This window comes from Spirochaetota bacterium (assembly GCA_034190085.1).
GTDB lineage: Bacteria > Spirochaetota > UBA4802 > UBA4802 > JAFGDQ01 > JAXHTS01.
In genome coordinates this window covers 93,111-112,258 of record JAXHTS010000019.1, presented here as the reverse complement: position 1 = coordinate 112,258, position 19,148 = coordinate 93,111, and the positions used below count along the sequence as shown (strand labels likewise).

14 protein-coding genes are annotated in these 19,148 nt (G+C 34.6%); 7 read left to right on the top strand and 7 right to left on the bottom strand.

Annotation, left to right across the window (positions count from 1 at the left end):
* Position 1: 1 nt before the first annotated feature.
* A complete protein-coding gene (locus SVZ03_03955) occupies positions 2-1,069 on the bottom strand; it encodes a hypothetical protein (protein ID MDY6933359.1) in 1,068 nt (355 codons plus the stop codon).
* Positions 1,070-1,811: 742 nt separating this feature from the next.
* Here SVZ03_03955 and SVZ03_03950 point away from each other — a divergent pair.
* The 6 genes from SVZ03_03950 to sppA all read left to right on the top strand — a co-directional run bounded on the left by SVZ03_03950 (position 1,812) and on the right by sppA (position 11,370).
* Positions 1,812-2,660: an EI24 domain-containing protein gene (locus SVZ03_03950; protein ID MDY6933358.1), complete on the top strand. Its 849-nt coding sequence runs from the start codon at positions 1,812-1,814 to the stop codon at positions 2,658-2,660.
* Positions 2,661-2,803: 143 nt separating this feature from the next.
* Positions 2,804-4,201 (top strand): glucose-6-phosphate isomerase, encoded by a 1,398-nt coding sequence (locus SVZ03_03945; GenBank protein MDY6933357.1) that lies wholly within the window; start codon positions 2,804-2,806, stop codon positions 4,199-4,201.
* A complete protein-coding gene (gene tmk, locus SVZ03_03940) occupies positions 4,198-4,839 on the top strand; it encodes a dTMP kinase (protein ID MDY6933356.1) in 642 nt (213 codons plus the stop codon). Before SVZ03_03945 ends, tmk begins: the two co-directional genes overlap by 4 nt.
* 187 nt (positions 4,840-5,026) lie before the next feature.
* Complete coding sequence (locus SVZ03_03935; GenBank protein ID MDY6933355.1) at positions 5,027-6,505, top strand: hypothetical protein; 1,479 nt, start codon at positions 5,027-5,029, stop codon at positions 6,503-6,505.
* Positions 6,498-8,897, top strand: coding sequence for a SpoIIE family protein phosphatase (locus SVZ03_03930; GenBank protein MDY6933354.1), 2,400 nt, complete (start codon positions 6,498-6,500; stop codon positions 8,895-8,897). The genes SVZ03_03935 and SVZ03_03930 overlap by 8 nt, the downstream gene beginning before the upstream one ends.
* Entirely contained in the window at positions 8,881-11,370 is a 2,490-nt protein-coding gene (sppA, locus tag SVZ03_03925) for a signal peptide peptidase SppA (protein MDY6933353.1), read from the top strand. The genes SVZ03_03930 and sppA overlap by 17 nt, the downstream gene beginning before the upstream one ends.
* 7 nt (positions 11,371-11,377) lie before the next feature.
* Here the strand turns inward: sppA and SVZ03_03920 are convergent, their stop codons facing one another.
* From SVZ03_03920 to SVZ03_03895, 6 genes are all read right to left on the bottom strand, one after another.
* Positions 11,378-11,731 carry a hypothetical protein gene (locus SVZ03_03920; protein ID MDY6933352.1) on the bottom strand — a complete coding sequence of 118 codons (354 nt, stop codon included), beginning with the start codon at positions 11,729-11,731 and terminating at the stop codon, positions 11,378-11,380.
* Positions 11,732-11,899 (bottom strand): hypothetical protein, encoded by a 168-nt coding sequence (locus tag SVZ03_03915; protein ID MDY6933351.1) that lies wholly within the window; start codon positions 11,897-11,899, stop codon positions 11,732-11,734.
* Positions 11,900-12,256: 357 nt separating this feature from the next.
* Positions 12,257-13,582, bottom strand: a complete 1,326-nt coding sequence (locus SVZ03_03910) for a hypothetical protein (protein ID MDY6933350.1) — start codon at positions 13,580-13,582, stop codon at positions 12,257-12,259.
* A 51-nt stretch (positions 13,583-13,633) separates the two neighbouring features.
* Positions 13,634-14,500, bottom strand: a complete 867-nt coding sequence (locus tag SVZ03_03905; GenBank protein ID MDY6933349.1) for a M48 family metallopeptidase — start codon at positions 14,498-14,500, stop codon at positions 13,634-13,636.
* A 37-nt stretch (positions 14,501-14,537) separates the two neighbouring features.
* Positions 14,538-15,056, bottom strand: a complete 519-nt coding sequence (locus SVZ03_03900; GenBank protein MDY6933348.1) for an SH3 domain-containing protein — start codon at positions 15,054-15,056, stop codon at positions 14,538-14,540.
* Between the two features lie 215 nt (positions 15,057-15,271).
* Positions 15,272-17,527, bottom strand: coding sequence for an adenylate/guanylate cyclase domain-containing protein (locus SVZ03_03895; GenBank protein ID MDY6933347.1), 2,256 nt, complete (start codon positions 17,525-17,527; stop codon positions 15,272-15,274).
* Positions 17,528-17,872: 345 nt separating this feature from the next.
* Between SVZ03_03895 and SVZ03_03890 the strand changes: the two genes are divergently transcribed.
* Positions 17,873-19,084: a pectin acetylesterase-family hydrolase gene (locus SVZ03_03890; protein ID MDY6933346.1), complete on the top strand. Its 1,212-nt coding sequence runs from the start codon at positions 17,873-17,875 to the stop codon at positions 19,082-19,084.
* Positions 19,085-19,148: the final 64 nt, after the last annotated feature.

Here is a 19,148-nt window from a genome sequence, read left to right as displayed (position 1 = left end):
CTTATCTCCATTCGAATATCTTTATCTCATCCTTTTCAACATGATAAGAATAAATATTTCCAAGTTTATCAGCTTGAATACTCTCATAATGTCTATTCCTTTTGGGAAACTTTATCAATACATTATTTATAATATCGCCGCTATAATTACAAATTATAAATTTCACTTTTTTACCATCCACATCCCAGAGATACAAAAGTTTATCTTCAATAGAAGTAAATAGCACATTTTTCGGTTCAGGGATGTCAATAATAGCCTGTTTGATGCCTTCCCCTTTTATGGAATACTCATATATCTTTCTGTATTTAAATTCTAATTCATGATAGTATGCAACAGACACGAGCAAACTCTCTCCATTGTGAAATACATCGATATTCTCTATCCTTCCGATATAAAAATCATCCCCCTTAGCCTCCTTGAAATCGATCTCCCCCACGTTTATTCGAAAATCCCTTTTCCTATCTGTAAATCTAAAAACACTCCAAGTATCAAATGATCTTGATACAACAAAGAGCCTGTTCAATCTATCCACTTCAATATTATCAATATAATAAAAGGGAATATCAGACCTTCCCCTCTGTCCCAATGTATATAGTAAATTCCCTTTCTTATTAAATACCAAGATGTAAGATGGAGAGTAGTCCATATCTTTCTTTACTCTCGATCTACGATGTCTTTTTGATGCTGCAAATCTATTCTGAACATATATATTTTCATTGGAATCTATCGCTATTGATCCAATTATGCTGAAATTAAAATAAGAATATCTTACTCCACCAGTCTTGGAGGGTTTATCCTTTTTATCACCGATCACAAGTCTGGGTGTGCCATCCATCTTAAATTTCTGAATTCTCTTCAATATGTTATCTATGGCATAAATATTATTATTATAAAAATGTATATAAAAAGAGATTTCTAATAATCCATCCTCATCGTATTTTAGCATTACATTCCCACTATCCGTCCCATTGTTGATAGTGCATACATTATGAGATCTCAACTTTGTTACCTTCCATCTACCACATGAAAAAAGTAGAATAACAACGATAATAGCTATGCGGCTTTTCATAAAAAATACTCCTTGATAATACTACTATTGAGGATCCCTTTCCACAAAATCAACAGAGCCAGGGCAGGTCCCTGGTATTACATTGCTCGCAAAAAGTTGACTCATTAAAAAATACTACATGAAATAATAAAATCAATATTATCAGACACCAGTTTAGATAAAATATTACTAGAAAGGCAATCAAAAAAACTGAGATTAATTGATAGTTGAATCAATTCTTAGATTATTATCCATTGAGTAATCATCCAGTGAACCTCGTATAGCAAAGCCATCTAATTCACAATTCGGTTTGTGGGTGTCCTGGCTTTTAATATTATTTAGGTCTTCATACAGGGATTACAAAATGTAGGTGTTTCAGCGTGTAATACACCAACTTTATGTATTTTACAGAATATGAATTAACCCCCATCTGAATACTATCTTCTCGGCCAAAAGTCCTCTTCTGAATTCTATGGAGATTGTGAATGTGAATATATGGACCTGCCCTTCTCGATTTTCACAAAAAATGGCTTGAATTTTACACTAATACTTCCTAACATAAATGAGTGTTACGTTGTATCTCTTTTCTTATTTATGGCGATTTGTAGAGGATATTAGCAACAATATATTTCCACAATTTTAGTGTTATATTATTCACAACACTCGATAACTAAGAATCACTAAATCAAAAAACCTTTAATAACAGAGTACATTCTCATTTGCCCTGGGTACCCATTTGAAATATATGCGATAAGGACATGAGATGAAACTTAAGGATATTTTAATTAAAGAGAAGGGTTATAATAAACCAGCAGAAACCCTTGTGAAGGGTATAGCCTCATTCTTTCGTGCATTACAAATGACAAGGGATCAAAAGGGCTTAAAGAAATACTTCATTATCCCCTTTATTTTGAATTTAGCATTGCTCTCCACTATTATTTATTTTTCATATATATTCATCTACCCGGAAATTCTAAATATTTTACCACAAGGCGACATATGGTATCTGGAGATAATTCGATGGTTAATATCACCTATCATCTTCCTTATACTTGCCTTTATTATTGTTTTTATTTATTCCATTACCGGAAGTATCATCACTGCGCCATTTAACGATCCATTATCCTCAAAAGTTGAGGCATTGATGACCATGACCACTTTTAAAGAAAAAAATACTCTCTCTAAACTCTTCTCTGACATCGTTCGAACCGTAAAAAATATACTAAAACTTCTTATATTATTAACACTTGTAAATATCATTATATTCTTGCTTAATTTTGTTCCTGTTGCAGGAAGCATAATCTACTCAATTTTGAGTTTCATGAGTGTCTTATTCTTTTGGGGCTTTTCCTTTATAGAAATTCCACTCGATAAAAGAGAATTTCTATTCAGAGATAAACTAAAGATAGCTTGGGAGTATAAGTTTATGACAATGGGTTTAGGTCTTGGTTTTTCGATCGTTTCTTTAATCCCCATATTAGGATTCCTAGGACTAAATCTTGGAACAATTGGCGCAACTATGCTTTTTATTGAAAACATTCAACCAAGATTACAAAGAGAGATACGAGAAAATCGTGGAGAAGAATTCTTAATAACTGGTCATACATACTAATCATCAAAACATAGGCTAAAGATTCAATCTCAAGCTGGTTTGCTTATACCGCTTATGTTGATCAGTATATAATCTATTACTGTTGAATAAATACCAAAAAACTTAAAAACTGTATCTTATTCAAATATTATGGAGAAAAGGCTATGATTAGATTCGACTATAACTACTTTATGAAAGAGAATATTGGAAGTGAACATGGCATCTCACAGGAAGAGATAGATTCAATAAAGGCCAAATCTGATGATGCACTGAAAAGGATGGATAGAGAAAAAGGTGAAGGGGCATTGGGATTTCTTGAAATCCCCTTTGATGAAGACATTATTAAAAGAGTGAAAGAATACAGATCGAGCATTGGTGATAGGTTTCGTACAATAGCCATAATCGGTATTGGAGGCTCAGCATTAGGTCCTCAGGCCCTAAAAAACTCTCTGTCTCATCTGTATTTGAATGAACTTAGCGAAGAAGATAGAGATGGAAGGTATAAGGTCTACTTCTTTGACAATGTTGATCCCTATGAAATTATCTATATGAAAGATATTCTAAATTTTAAGAAGACTCTATTTATTGTAATATCCAAGTCAGGGGGGACTACTGAGACTAATGCTAATTTTGCAATTTTAAAGGAGTTCTTAAAAGAGGATGTTGGCAGCAAATATCAGGATCATATTGTTGCGATAACTGATCCAGAAAAAGGTATTTTAAGAAAGATATCCATCGAAGAGGGATTTATGACCTTTCCAATCCCTTCTAATGTAGGTGGAAGATTTTCAATTCTATCTTCAGTTGGCCTTGTTATGGCAGAGTTTATTGGGATTGATATAAAAAGGCTCATGCAGGGTGCAAGAAATGCCATTTCACAATTTTACGGCAAGCAACTTCAAGATAATATTCCGCTTCTAAACGCAACCTTTCACTATCTCTTTGATCAACGGAAAAGCAAGAGGATAAATGTACTTATACCCTACACAAGGAAGCTCTATCTCTTTGCTGATTGGTATAGACAACTTTGGGCCGAGTCTCTCGGGAAAAATCGGGATATAAACGACAATATAGTTGAAGTGGGTTTAACACCAATACCGGCCCTGGGTACAATTGATCAGCATTCCCAATTACAGCTCTATCTTGAGGGACCGAATGATAAGGTATTTACATTCCTTAAAATTGAAGATTTCGAAATTGATGTTACAATACCAGAATTCTATAAGGGAATGCCTGAGGTTGATTATCTATCACATAAAAGTTTAAGAGAGTTGAATAGATTTGAAGAATCAGCTACCGAACTTGTGTTAAAAGAAACATCAAGGCCTAATGCCTCATTAATCCTTCCCAAACTTCAAGCAGAGGAGATAGGAGAATTAATAATGATATTGGAGATGCAGACTTCTTATGCTGGTTATCTATACAATATCAACCCATTTAATCAACCAGCTGTCGAACAAGGGAAAAGGATCACCTGGGGACTCCTGAAGAGACCTGGTTATGAGGATATTGAAGATCAGTTCAAGAAAAGATTTATTAAATCGGACAAATATATTCTATGAGAGGGGACAATTGCAGCTATAATCTTCCCCTTTTCGTAGTATTTGAAGGAATTGATGGATCAGGCAAAAGCACTCTCTGTAATATGACATATGAATACTACAACGCCATGAGTGTGCCTGTAGTAAAACTTGCTGAGCCCACAAATGGAATTTGGGGCAATAAAATAAGGAAATTATTGAGCGGATCAACAATGCCTGATGCTCATGAACAGTTGAAACTCTTTTTGCTGGACAGGGAGGAGGACGTTAGAAGGAATATCCTCCCTGCGTTAACAAATTGTAAGTTGATAATCATGGATAGATATTATTATTCGAATATCGCTTATCAAGGCGTTTCTGACATATCTCCTGAATCAATATTAACTCAAAATATAGAGATGGGATTCCCAAAACCCAACCGGGTATATCTTATTGATATTGATCCTGAAGAGTCCTTAAAGAGAATAGTCAAAAGGAATATATACAATTCCCATGATATATTTGAAAGAAAACCCTTTTTAGAAAAAGTGCGGAAGCTATATCTCTCTTTTACAGATGATTCTTTTTTTATAATAGATGGAAGAAAAACAGTTGAAGAATCATTTCAATGTATAATTAATGATATTAATAAAAGTATAAAGCTCCTCATTTTGGGGTAAGAGAACAATAGATCTTACTCTCCACTTGTTCAGGTGTAATGTGTGGAAGTAATACAATTATAATCCAACTGCTGAAATAATAGGGGATATAGTCATCTCATCTAATAATAGGAGTAATTTTAGACCTATATCATCCTCGAAAGTATAACTTCAAACAACTTCGTTATTATTACAGCGATACTCGATAATGTTAAAGAATAGAATTGTATATCTTCTTTTAGCTTATAGCTTCGACCTATTATTTATATTAATATTAGTATTCATAGCAATATCTCTGTCAAATATAGGGCTGGGTGGCATATATTTTGTTGCATATTTTTTTATTATTATTATTGGCTCTCTCCCATTATTGAGTTTTATACATGAAACGATAGGATCAGTTATAATCCCTATCAAATTTGAGGATCTATATGTCCAAACGGTTGATTCAATTTTAAATGTTGAATTCTTTGATGAAATGTTAAGATCAACATTTAATCAAATTCTTGAACTGATCAATGCCAGGATGGGTTTAATAGTATTTTACAACCAGAAGAGCGATAAATTTGACATCTTTTATCATAAAAACAAAAAGAGAAGAATTATCAGAGGGGCAAAAATTGAATTAAATAATATATTATATAAACTCATTAATGGACCTGATGATATAATTATTAAGAGTAAGCTGGATCCATCAGTCCCCTTCCTAAAAGCTGTTATCAATGAAATTGAAAAATTTAATGGCGAACTCATTGTGCCTATCTATTATCAAGAGACATTTCTTGGTATTATTGTAATTGGTGACAGGAAAAGGAAGTATTCGAAAATTGAGATTATATTCATGAGAATTATCAATTGGTTTCCGATTCCCTCAGTAACTGGTATAAGTGAAAAGGGAGAGGAGAGGCTTCTTAAAATATTTGCTTCCAAGATTGCAATTCTATCAGTAAACAGCTTCTTTTTCCTACATTTCCTTGAAAAGAAGGAATTGGAGAAGGAATATGAATTAGCTTCAAAAATCCAGAAAAAAATATTCCCTAATCCGAACATTCAGGTTGGTAGAATTTCAATCATAGTCTATCATAAAACCACCTCCCTAACTACAAAGGAATATTATGACGTATTCACTAATGACAAGATAAAGGATGAAGTAAGGATATCGACATTCAGGATTCGCGAGAATATTAAGGGCACCTCAGTTCTCATGCCCGGTATACAGGCAGCTAATCAGAGTTATGCCAGATTAGGCTTTAAGCCATCGAAGGCGGTGTTACAATTAAAAAAAATGATCAAGGATAAAAATCTCTTAGATAACGACCTAATGATATTTCACTCATCCTTGAATCAAAATGGAAAATTCGTTTATTTTAATAACAGATATACCACGCCCATGTTATTTAATAAAAACTCAAAGGACATCCAATCATTAAAGAAGAATGGGAAGAGTAAAGACAATACCATTACAATTCGATCAGGTGAAATCGTAATCATAACCTGCGAGATCTTTTATAAAATTATAAATGATGATATTTCTAAGTACTCAAGCATTTTATACAATAATTATCAGGCTTCTTTAAATGAGATTAAATCGATCTTAATAAAGAGCATCCTAAAAACAAATAAAGATGATAACGAAGAGATGGATAAACTTCTTATACTCATTAGGTTTGAGGAGTGTCTTGATTAAAAAAATTATAAATCTGAGCCTGCTTTTATTTCTAATAGCATTAAATATCTTTTTTATAAATAGAGCAGTGCAACTATCAAAAATTTATCCTTTTAAAAGAATAATTGTAGGAAATACATTCTTTTACAATACCTCCTCAGTGGAGGACATTATCAAATATAAGAGTAGGATTGTAAAAATTGAGGGAGAGCCTGTAACCAAATCGAACCTTATTAAACTGCTGACCAGATACAAAGATTTAAAAGAATTGGAGATAGTAATTAAACAGAATGGGGCACTGATCCAGAAGAAGATACCCAATAGAGGCATCAACTATGATTTATTATGGCTTATGCTATTCATGATTCTTTTCGCAAACATTCACTATGTATGGGGTTATATTATTAAAATAATTAATCCTGATTTGTTTCAAGCAAAAATCTATTTTAACTTAACATTATTGATTGGTCTTTTCTACTTTTTACTTTTTGAGCATATTTTTTCTAATAATGCACAAATGATATGGCTAGCAATAATTATAATGCTTGGTTATAGCAGCATTCATACTGGATATCGCATTTTGAACAAGGAAGCCATCCGTTATGCGACATTATCATTAATAGGATATGCAATATTTATAGTAATATCTTCAATCTATAGACTACAGGATCCTGATCGATTATTACCCTATCCTCATCTACTAATGTTTTTATTTCTCTGCTCATTATTCTTGATTGGGAACATCTGTTACGCTACAATAAAAGAAAGAAATAAATATATGATCAAGGTTACTGTAACAGTTGCAATAGGCATACTAGTTGGAACCATTATACCCATTATTTGCTTTTTCTTATTAATATATTTTGATTTATATATTTCTATAATTCTTTTTGCAAGCTTTACTCTTGCAATTCCACTATTAGTTGGGAATGGATTGCTTCAATACACATACCATAATTTCAATTCCTTTCACAAAACTAACGTCTTGACATTCATAGTGAACTGCTTACTAGCAATAATTGGTTCAACAAATCTTTATTATATTTCTCAATTAGATACTTCGACCTTTCACATGATTATCTACTATACTATTTTAGTATTATTTCTACTCTTTCTTCTTGATGCAAAGCGACTTATAGGAATAAGTGTAAATAACATAGGATTTAGAAAAAGGGGAGAATTTGTTTATTCATTGCAGAAAATTGCGGAAAGGGTGACCTCGCCTGAGCATCTCTCAAATCAGAATTATATCGCTATTGTTATGGAAGAAATTTTTTCTGAGATAATCGGTCTAATCAATACATCATTTATGATATTAGTATTATTTGATGATTCAATGTACAATTCATACGAAAATCTGAATGGATATGTTGAGAATTTATCAAAGGATTCGAACTTGTTAAAATTTTTTAAAAGGAATAGGGCTACAATTATACAAAATTCATTGATGAATAATTACATGCTTGAAGATAGTATTTGTAAATTCCTTGAAGAGAGAAACATCTATTTAGCAATGCCAATCTTCAGGGAAGAGGATGTAAAGGCAGCATTGCTAATTGGACAGAAGGGAAACGAGGATCTTTATTCAAACGATGAGATGAATTACTTACAGACAGCAGCTAGCCAGCTATATCAATTAATAGAGAATGACATTCTGCTACAGGACTATATTGATAAAAAAAGATATGAAGAAGAACTGGATGTTGCTTCATACATTCAACTTAGATTATTTCCCAAAAAGGCTCCGGAAAGAAGAGGATTGAATATCAGCTTCTACAACAGACCCTATTTTAAGGTTATGGGTGATTACTTTGATTTTATTAATATAGATAACGATAGGACTGCTATTATTATAGGAGATGTTTCAGGACATGGACTTAAGGCGGCAATGACCCTCTCAGTAATAAGCATCATCGCTCATGTCATGTTAAAGGATAAAAAATCTATTGAGAATACTGTTAAGGAGATGAATCACTATCTAATATCAAGGTATAAAGGCATTGAATTGATCACTCTATTTATTGGAATATTTAATAAGAAGACGAGAATTCTATCCTACATCAATGCTGGTCATCTGGCTCCAATTATTATTAGAAATGATAATAAGAACCTGTTATTCCTTCCAGGTAGAGCAAAGATACTTGGCGCTGATCCAGATACAGAATATCCTTCATACAGATATACCCTAAAGAAAAATGACCAGCTAATTTTATATACTGACGGCATAGTAGAAATCCATAATGATGAAACAAATAAGGCATTTATAGAGGAAAACCTTCTTGACACAATCTCTCAAAACATTGAGGTTGATGTCGAAGGAAAATTGAATTCAATCATCGAACACATAAACAAAAACAAACTACATGAGTCAATTCAAGACGACATTACACTTATCGGTGTTGAGATTCTCTAAATGTCTGCTTCTATCCAAATTATTAATTGTTTGCTCTATTATTTTTCTCATAATCTTAGATATTTTTATTTTCACTGTTTTTGCTGAGATTGAAAATCCCATTAAATTACCCCTACCCGATCGTTCCATAAGCCATACACATGACTCCTTTGCTCCGCTTATAAATCCCACATTCTCAGATATCTCCTCAGCCACATCTTTAGCATACAGATTATTTAATTATAATGACAAGAGGGTAAGCAATCACCTATTTATACTAAATATTGCGGGATTTTCCTTTTCGTATATATGGTTAAACGACCTATATGATGAAAGGTTTAAAAGTATAGAATCCATCAAAACAAAATTCTTCAAAATATCAAAGGGCTTCTTCTATAACAATTTTATTGGTTTTGGTTTGGACTATTCCTTCACAAAAAGCATAAATAACGAATATGATGACTATAAATCCCTATCCTTGGGACTTTTATTCAGACCCTTCAGATACCTATCACTTGGATATGTGACCAGAGACCTGAACAAACCCAGGATAACGGAGGATACCATAAATCGAAGTGAAGTCTATTCAATATCCATTAAACCCTTATATGAAAATGTTGCTATTTCACTTGACGCGCATAGATTAGCCGGAGAAAAATTCAAAAAATCTGATATTACAGTTTCTGCAGACTTACGACTCCTGCATGATATCGCAATATTTGCAAGTTCTGATAAAGATAAAAATATTAACTTCGGATTAACCATGCCTCTTGGTATGCGAGGCTCTTCTATAATCCTTGACCTGTATGGTTCACATCACAAGGAGGATGCAAAAAATTATTCAACCTTTGGTGTCTCTATATCCGGAGAAAAGCATAGTACGCCAATTCTTGAGACGAAAAGACTTTTGGGCATATCCTTAAGGGACGATATCAATGAGATAGAGGCTGAAAGCTTCTTTAGAAAAAATAAACCAACCTTCTATGACATTATAAATTCCATAAAAAATGCAAGAGAGGATGATGGCATTATCGGTATAATCCTGAAAATAGACAAAGCCGCTTTAGGATTTGCCCAGATACAGGAACTTAGAGATGAGTTGAAAAATTTTTCTGTCAGCGGGAAAAGGGTCTTTGCGGTTCTCACAACATCAGGGAATAAGGAATATTACTTAGCATCAGCATCTCAAAAGATATATTTTACTCCAAGCAACTCCTTCTCTCTAACAGGCTTAAATGCTGAAGTCTATTTCTTCAAGGATCTGCTTGAAAAAGTAGGAATTAAATTTGAATCAGTTAAACGAGGAAAGTATAAATCCTTCAATGAACCATTTACAAGAAATAAAATGTCCGAGGAATATAGAGAAAATATTGTTTCACTTCTAAAGGATTTAAACGAAACCTATCTTATAGATATAGTAAAAGATAGAGGAATATCCAGAGAAAGAATTGAGGCACTCTTTGATAAGGGGATAATGTCTCCCGAAGAGGCAAAAAGAGCAGGATTTATTGATGTTATAGCCTATCCGAGTGATGCAGAGATGAGTATACTTAAAAGATATTCATTAATTGCCTCAATAGTCAGTTTGGAAAAATATTTGCTTGAGGAGAAGAGAAATTACCAATGGGGAAGGATACCTGGAATAGCAATAATCCATGTTTCAGGTTCAATAATAAGAGGAAAAGCCAGAACCTCAGGTATTCCAGTGAATGTAATTGGTGATGAAACCTATAGACAAGCCTTGGAACAGGCCTTTGGGGATCATTCTATAAAGGCGGTTATTATTAGGATTAATTCAGGTGGAGGTTCTGCCGTTGCCTCAGATCTTATGTGGAATTATCTCATCAACATGAAGAAACGATACAAAAAACCGGTTGTATTTTCCTTTGGGAATACCGCTGCATCAGGTGGATATTATGTAGCCTGTACCGGAGATAAAATATATGGGAGCAAGGGCACTATTACAGGTTCTATTGGTGTGATTTCAGGCAAGTTATCATTAAAGGATTTGTATAAAAAGCTCGGAATCAACAAAGAAGTAATTAAGATGAGCGAATTCGCTGATATCTTTTCAGAGTCTAAGGGTCTAAACGAGAAAGAGCGCGAGGTCTTACAGAGAGGGGTTGATTATTTTTATGAGCAATTCACACAAAAGGTTATGCAATCGCGGAAAATTGGAAGTGATTTAATCCCAAACGTTGCTGAGGGAAGGGTTTTTAGCGGAAATCAGGGAGTCGCAAATGATCTAATCGATAGTCTTGGTGGCATTATTACCTCTATAGAGTACGCAAAGAGCTTGGTAAATATCCGAGGCAACTATAGGGTGAAGCATCTGCCAGGAAAAAAGGTAGCAATGATGGAATTACTTGGTCTTAAAGTGAAAGATAGGATACTTCCAAAGCATTTAAGTACGGTTTTGAAAAATATAGAGGGGTTGCAATTTGATGATGAATCCTATCTCTACTACTTCCCATATAGAATAGTAATAAAATAACTTTAAATCAGCTCAACTTCCTAGTATTGCTATGATTAATACTACAATAATCACCCACACAAATCCCTTCGATATCAGATCTCCATAGCTTTTTTCTTAAAAGGTTGAACAGGTAGTTTGAAAAGAGCATAGCCTTCATGAGTTTGAGTGTATATGATAACTCCTTTCTGCTGTAATGCTTTTTAAGATCCTGCATGTAATTACCCACAGGTTCCTCTCCCTGAAGAAATGTCCAATCCTGTGCGTATTTAAGTACAAGCCATTCTCGATAATTGAATTTATCAGGATCTAAATATATGAGATTATCAATATCCTCTTCTGATATTCCATACCACTTTCCAAGTGTAGAATGTGCGCTCATTCAGGTGTAACAATTATTTGCGATTGAAACGGTTAATAATATCTTCTCTCTTAACCGATTATCAACCTTGATAAATGTCATTAGAAATGTCGGGCCTTTAAAAATTTGACCAAACCTCTGAATAAAATCCGTAAAAGATAAAAATGTTCTCTTTTGTATTGTAGTCATGAACTCCTCCAAAATATGAGATAACCCTTCTAAGTATATCTCTTCAACATACATAATACCTAGGATAAAGTGACTTTTTCACATAATAAAGCTAAAATGCATAGGTATCGATCTATAAATAATTTGTGGGTATTTCCTCATAGGCTATTCTTAGCATTTAGAATCACTTCATTGTAGATAAGATTGATTTTACTCGGGGGAAAAGTCAATTATATTTTGATACAGCATTACCAAAGAGCCACAGAAGAAGTTCTCCTGCTATTGAAAGAGATGATTATTTGATCTTTTATATGCAGTATAGAATACAAATATATGTTGCTCATAATTATCAGTAAATTTATTAAGATATTCTTTTCTCTAATATCTTGCTGATCCGGTTAAGGAGATAGAGTATGCCCATATCTTCGCATCTTGAACCTCATAACTTTCAGAAATAATTTGTGCCTTGCCTGTTCCAGTTTGTAGGAATCCAGAAAGAGAAATTGATGAACTCTTTGTCTGCCAACCCAAACTCATAGAATAGCCATACATATCTACATGCATCGGTTGACCAGTGATATTATTCTTAATTTTAGGGGTATTTGCAAAATTTGTAAAAAAACCTAATCGCACAGGTAGATAATTTGTAACAAAATATTCTACACCCACTGCTCCATTATAGGTATCATTAACGCTATTATGATAATATTTGTTCCCAATATGGGCAATAATATCTGCTGAAATTGTAATCCTTTTAGTAGGGAAATATGCAGTGCCGACCCTAATTACCATAGGTAATTTATCATCATTCAGATCAACATCAATTTTATCATCATACCATGTCATATATATATATGGATACCCATAATAACTATCAGCATTAATATCTTTTTTAAAATATTGCTGTTCATAGTCATGGCTGAAAATGACTCCCATAGTAACGCTACTTCCAAAGCAGAGGCGGTCCATTGGCATATATTGCATACCAAATTCAAAAACAGAGCCATAAATAACTTCAGTTATATAATTATTAAGAATCTGATAATATGTTATTGGATTACCGCTAGAATCTGTAGCATCAACAGTTGTTAACTGATTTAAAATTTGTTCAGTACGTCTTCTTAAACCATAAGCTGTCACGCCAACTGATATGCTATCATTGATAAAATGAGCCAAGCTGATACCTCCAAGCAGGGTATTGTCATTAAGGTTATAATTAATATTAGACATTGCCGGAAATCCTTGAATGGATATACCAGGAAAATAATCATCCTGATCAAGAATTTCATTATTCATATTTATTATAGTAACAGCAAGTTTAAAAGATCCAAGCGACTGCACAATTCCAAAGAAGCTGGGGTAGAAGGAAGAGATATCCTGAGTATATGGTTTATCAGCAACAGCTTTCTCAAATTTAATATTTCTTTCTTTATAACTATTGACGGAAAGGGATATCTGATTATCAAAGGCAAACACTAGACCTGCTGGATTATAATATGCCCCTGAGGGATCATCGGAGATAGCAGTATAAGCACCTCCCATACCTGTCGCTCTATCTCCAATTAGATCATTAATGTAATTATAATCAATTGTAGCCAATCCATCAGCATATAAAATTCTGTTATTCATAAATCCAAAAGTCATAATGATACATACAATTATCCATGTAAAAAACTTTACATCACTTATATCTGCTCTGTTCATTTAATAACTCCTCTGAATTAAAAAAACTCGCGCTAGCAAATAATCATAGATTTATTCATGTTGCTGAGATAACCTAATCTCCTTTTTATTTAGATGACCTAACTCATTCCAGTATCTATCCTTGACCTTAGGCCTTTTGAGATCAAAGTTTTCAGCGATAATTGTTTTCTGTAACGCATCAATTCTATCTTTAGACGAAGGATGAGTATTGTAGACAACAGCGGTTGAATTCTTTGATTTGTATTTCATAACTCGTTTAATAAAATCAACTAATCCCTTAGGATAATAACCAGTTTCAGCAGTATAATATAGGGCATATTTATCAGCCTCAAATTCATCCTTTCTCTTATATCCTTTACTAAAGAGAAGCAGCGCGGCCTTATTTACAACCTCTGAAAAAGCAGAAGATACAACAGCGCCTCGTGCAACGAGCAATGAAGCGGCTCTGTCAACGAAACTGCCGGTTTCCCTTGGTGGAGGCAACTCCTTCATAATGTGCTTACAATTAACATGCCCTATCTCATGCGCCAATACTCCAGCCAGTTCTGACTCATTCTTCATAAGCATAATAGCTCCTTTAGTAATAAAGATGTAACCGCCTGGAGTAGCGAAGGCGTTTATGCTATCAGTATCCAGTATTGCAAAATAATACTCGATGTCTGTCCTTCCGGCAAAGAGAGCTACGCTCTTGCCAACCTTATTAACATAAAAATTTGCTTTATCATCCTCAAGCAAAGGATACTTTTTGACAATCTGATAAGCAAGCAGACGACCATACTCAATCTCTCTAATAATCCTCTCACGAGCCTCATGCTCCTCTCTTCTCTTGCTTGAACCGGAGAGACAGCTTATTGAGACAAGATTGGGTAGAACAAATAGTAATATTAATGGAATAATTTTAGTGCTTATCTTTACCACAATAGATCCCCCTTTTTATATTTAATCAAAATAAACCTTAATGCTCTATACTCTGTATGCCAGCTTCAGACAGAAAGAGCAATAGCTTCTTTTCCGGTATATATAATCCTTCCATCTTCGACAATACCGCAGGATCAAAACCATCTGATTTTCTATTTGACGACCGCGATCGCTTCTTTGAAGAAGTGCTGGCATCATCATCAACCAGTCCCCTTGCAGAAGCGGCGGTTACATCAGAGGAGGCCCTCTTTCTAGCATGTATCCTTGCGTTATGCCCAGCGCTTCCAAGGATAGATAATCGTGGGCCTGGTTTATTCTTGCTAGTGACCATTTTCGACACCCATCCCTTCTTATTAGCAAAGCTAACCTGCAACCAAAGGCCCTTAGTTGATAGAAGGTTTAATCTTGCCCCCCTTTTGAGTGTCATAATTTTGGCAGATTTTCTATTGGCCTTACTGTATAGACTCGTTTTCATGGATGATACATATAATGCCTCTGCTGACAGAATGGAAGAAAATAATAAAAATGCAAAAATTGTTACAGCACATCTTTTCATGTTCATCATACCTCCTATCTTTTATAAGCAACCCTATCCCTGCTATTCACATGAAAGAACTGCCAATATTATGCGCATCTTGACGCGTTTAAACGCGTCCGATGATTGAATAAAACTATCTTGTTAATTTTGTTATTTGTAATGCTATACCTTTCTCGACAAATAGAAATGACTCATTTAAAATATTCATCAATGGATATCGTATAACTCGTTAATTATTTATGCACTCTAGTGAAAACACCATCCCAATCAGGCGGTGGTGGTTCACCTTGGTAGAGTCTGCATCTATCTATTAACATTTCAACTGCTTTATCAGGCATGCATCGCACATTCATTGATTGCTCAAACATGTTAATAGCCTCTCCCCACTTCCTCTGTGTATACAGTGTTAATGCCTCTTCATATAGCCCTGTTGATTCTACGATATTCTGTGGCACCTCCCCGTTCTCTCCAATGAGTTCATAGATAAAAACGGGCTCACTTTTCCCCTTAACACGAACAGCATCCAGCTTCCGCAGAATCATATGTCTATATATAGATTCTCTAGTCATCTCGCTCACTAATATGGCGACGCCATAATCTTTTGCAGCAGCCTCAAGCCTAGCAGCAAGATTAACCGTGTCACCCATCATAGTATAGGAGGCAAGGTTTTCCGTACCCATAAAACCGACCTTTGCCATGCCTGTATTCAGTCCAATTCGAACATGCATCCCCTGCGCCTCATAACAATAGGCATTATCCATTGTCCATTTCTCCCTCAATAGCGACAGCTTTTCTATCATCCTAAGGGATGCCTTTGCAGCCTGAACAGCATTATCAGGATTTTCCATAGGAGCACCGAATATTCCAACAACAGCATCACCTATATACTTATCCAAGGTTCCGCAATTGTCCTTTAGGATAATGGTCATAGCTGATAGATATTCATTCAGCAAGGCTGCAAGGTCTACGCTGCTCAATTTCTCACTAATTGTAGAGAATGATGCGATATCGGAGAAGAAGGCTGTTATATTCTTCTCGCCGCCCCTTTTCAGTGATTCCAAATCCTTCAGGGCCTCGCTTACTATGTGAGGATCAATCATATTACCCAGTATTTTACTATACTTTCTCTTCTCCGCCCCCTCAGTCATACTCAAGTAAATAAAAGAGATTGCTGATGAGAAAAGACCTGCTCCAAGAATCAGGATTATTGGACTTTGATAATTATAAATCGTAAACAGCCAAATATTCACACAAGCATAACCTAGCATAATGCCAATTAGCACCAATACCTTAATAATATTGGAATTGATAAACAAGACTGAAGCGATACAGATAAGTATAACTGCACATAGAATTATATAGGTTATGAACCTCGTTTCCTGTATTATTTCATTCTGCTGCAGTATATTGCTGATAATACTTGCCTGGATCTCAGGTCCTGGCATAGTCTCATCTATTGGGGTATTCTTTAAATCCTGACCAGCCGATGCTGATACACCAATGATTACAATTTTATCCTTAAATTCATCAGGCCTGATAATTATCTTATCCACTTCACCCTGTTCCAGATAATAGGCGGATAGCATCAAGGCGCTCATGCTATAAGCAGGTATTCGATGCTGCTTCTTATAATAATTTACAAGATAATTCCCCTCTGAATCAACAGGTATTCTATATTCTCCAACCTGAATCACATTACCAGGCAAGATCTTTACCCTCTTCTCCGAGGTATAGGCCATAATCGCAGAAAGCGCCATTGATGAAAAATAATAATCCCTGTAATTAAAGAGGATTCGACCCCTCCGATACACGCCGTCATTATCTGGATTAAATGAAGCAACATTTAATCCCATTACTGTGGGAGAAACACTTTTTAATTCATCCTCCGGAAGATCACATGGAAAATCTGATCTAAGACATGGAAGAGGCACAGAATATTCATTTTCCTTATTTTTAGTAAAATGTATATTCTCAACAGATTCTATATTGAGTGTGTAATTTTTAATAACATCTGGAGGTAGAGGTAGAGAGTGTTCTCTCTCTGGATTGTGGAAAAGAAGCATATTTTGAAATACATTTCCACTGGCTGCCACCCCTTGAGAAAAATAGCTATCATTTCCTTTGCCAAGATCAGATTCAAAAAAGAAGATATCAAAAAAAATCCCGATTGGAGGATCAGTAAGGTTAAGATAATTCAAGATTTCAGGATATATGTTTCTGCTCCAAGGCCATCTACCAAGGCCGATCTTATGACCATATTGTAGGGAATTCTCATCAATGAGTAATAATACTATATCCTTATGTGGATTTTTGTTTTTACTATCTATATATTTTACAAAAAAATCATAGGATTTCCAATTGATATAATCGCCAATATAAATGTATGTGAATGTCCCGATACTGGCTATGATGATAAATAGTATCGTAAATACAATTAACTTTCTAAAGCCCTTTATTTTATCACTCATCGACATATCAAAGTTACTCATCAATGATCCCAATATCTGATCAATCAGAATTATTGCCTTTCAATGTGAAGGAGTTATTCTTATGTTAATCCACCTCATAGTAAAATGAGATGATTGAAAAGTATAATATTTCTAATTATAATAATCTCAACAAATCATCAAAACACCATGTGGTATTGATAAATTATAATCATAAATAATAGATAATTACAAGAAAATAAATAATACGATGTTGGTATGCACAAAGGGTATTATGCAATTATAGAAAAATCATTCTCTATAAAAAAATATTCAATATTTTATATTGACATTTGGTTTTCATGATTTATTGGTGTTAATGTGGGATAAAAAAAATGGAGGATAAAAATGAAACAAAAAGTAAGAGAAACATCAATTGTTTTACGCTTCTTAAGCTCCATTCTTGCATCTATATTCATGCTTATGATTGTACTATATTTAAACTGTGAATTTATTATTGGCCCAGACTTACCAGAAAAATGGACTGAGTACGATCCTGCTGAACTCTATCCTGATTTCGAATATGAAGGCCTAACTCCATCATGTTTGGCTTGTCCTGATTGCGACCCCAAGTTTACCTTCTTCGCTAAGGGAGGCAGAACAAATAATCTGATCATCTATTTCGAGGGAGGAGGAGCATGCTGGGATTCAATGAATTGTCTATACGTACCCACATGTACTCAAGAAGCCTCATCTATTGATATATTCGACAATACCGAAGGGAGGGGAATATTTGATACTGACAATGAACATAATCCCTTTAAAGACTGGCACTTTGTCTATATTCCATACTGCACAGGTGACATACATTGGGGTGCAAAGGATAATGAATATCAGGATCATTTGGTATCACTTCCGTTTGAATCATGGACAATAAGGCATCGAGGACATGTCAACTTTCAAGTAGTATTAAAATGGATAAAAAATACATTTAAATTTCCTAACAGGATTTTCATAACTGGCAGCAGCGCAGGAGCCTATGGCGCAATTGTCAATTTCCCTTTTATTAAGGAGGCCTTTCAAGAATCAAGGATATTCACTCTTGGCGATGCGGGGAATGGCGTCTCTACAGAGGAATTTCAAGTTAGTTCCATCTACAACTGGAATATTCAGTTGCCTGCTTGGATTCCAGGTTATGAGGATGGTTACACACCAGACATGACTTTTGAAGTAATGTATAAAGATTATGCTAACTATTATAATTCCTCCTGCATAGCCCAGTTTACGACTGCCTGGGACTGGAATCAGACCTTTTATTACTATATCATGAAGAATATCAATGACCCGCAATCCTGGGAAGACGATTGGCCTGATGAATGGTTTGCCTGGAGGGATCAGATGTTGGAATATGCTTATTCAACGGCGGGTGAGGCTGATAATTACAGATATTACATTGCTTCAGGCAGTTACCATACCATAATGATGTCTCCCCGATTTTATACTGAAGACTCAACCGGTATTCCCTTTATAGACTGGATCAATTCGATGTTAAATAGAGGATCCATCAATTGGAACAATCTGGAGTGTGAAGATTGTTCAGATCCTGTTTCCTGTCCCTAATTATATGTTTGAATGAAGATAGAGAGGAAAGTTTACTCATTGTATCTTACGCCTCAAGCGAGAA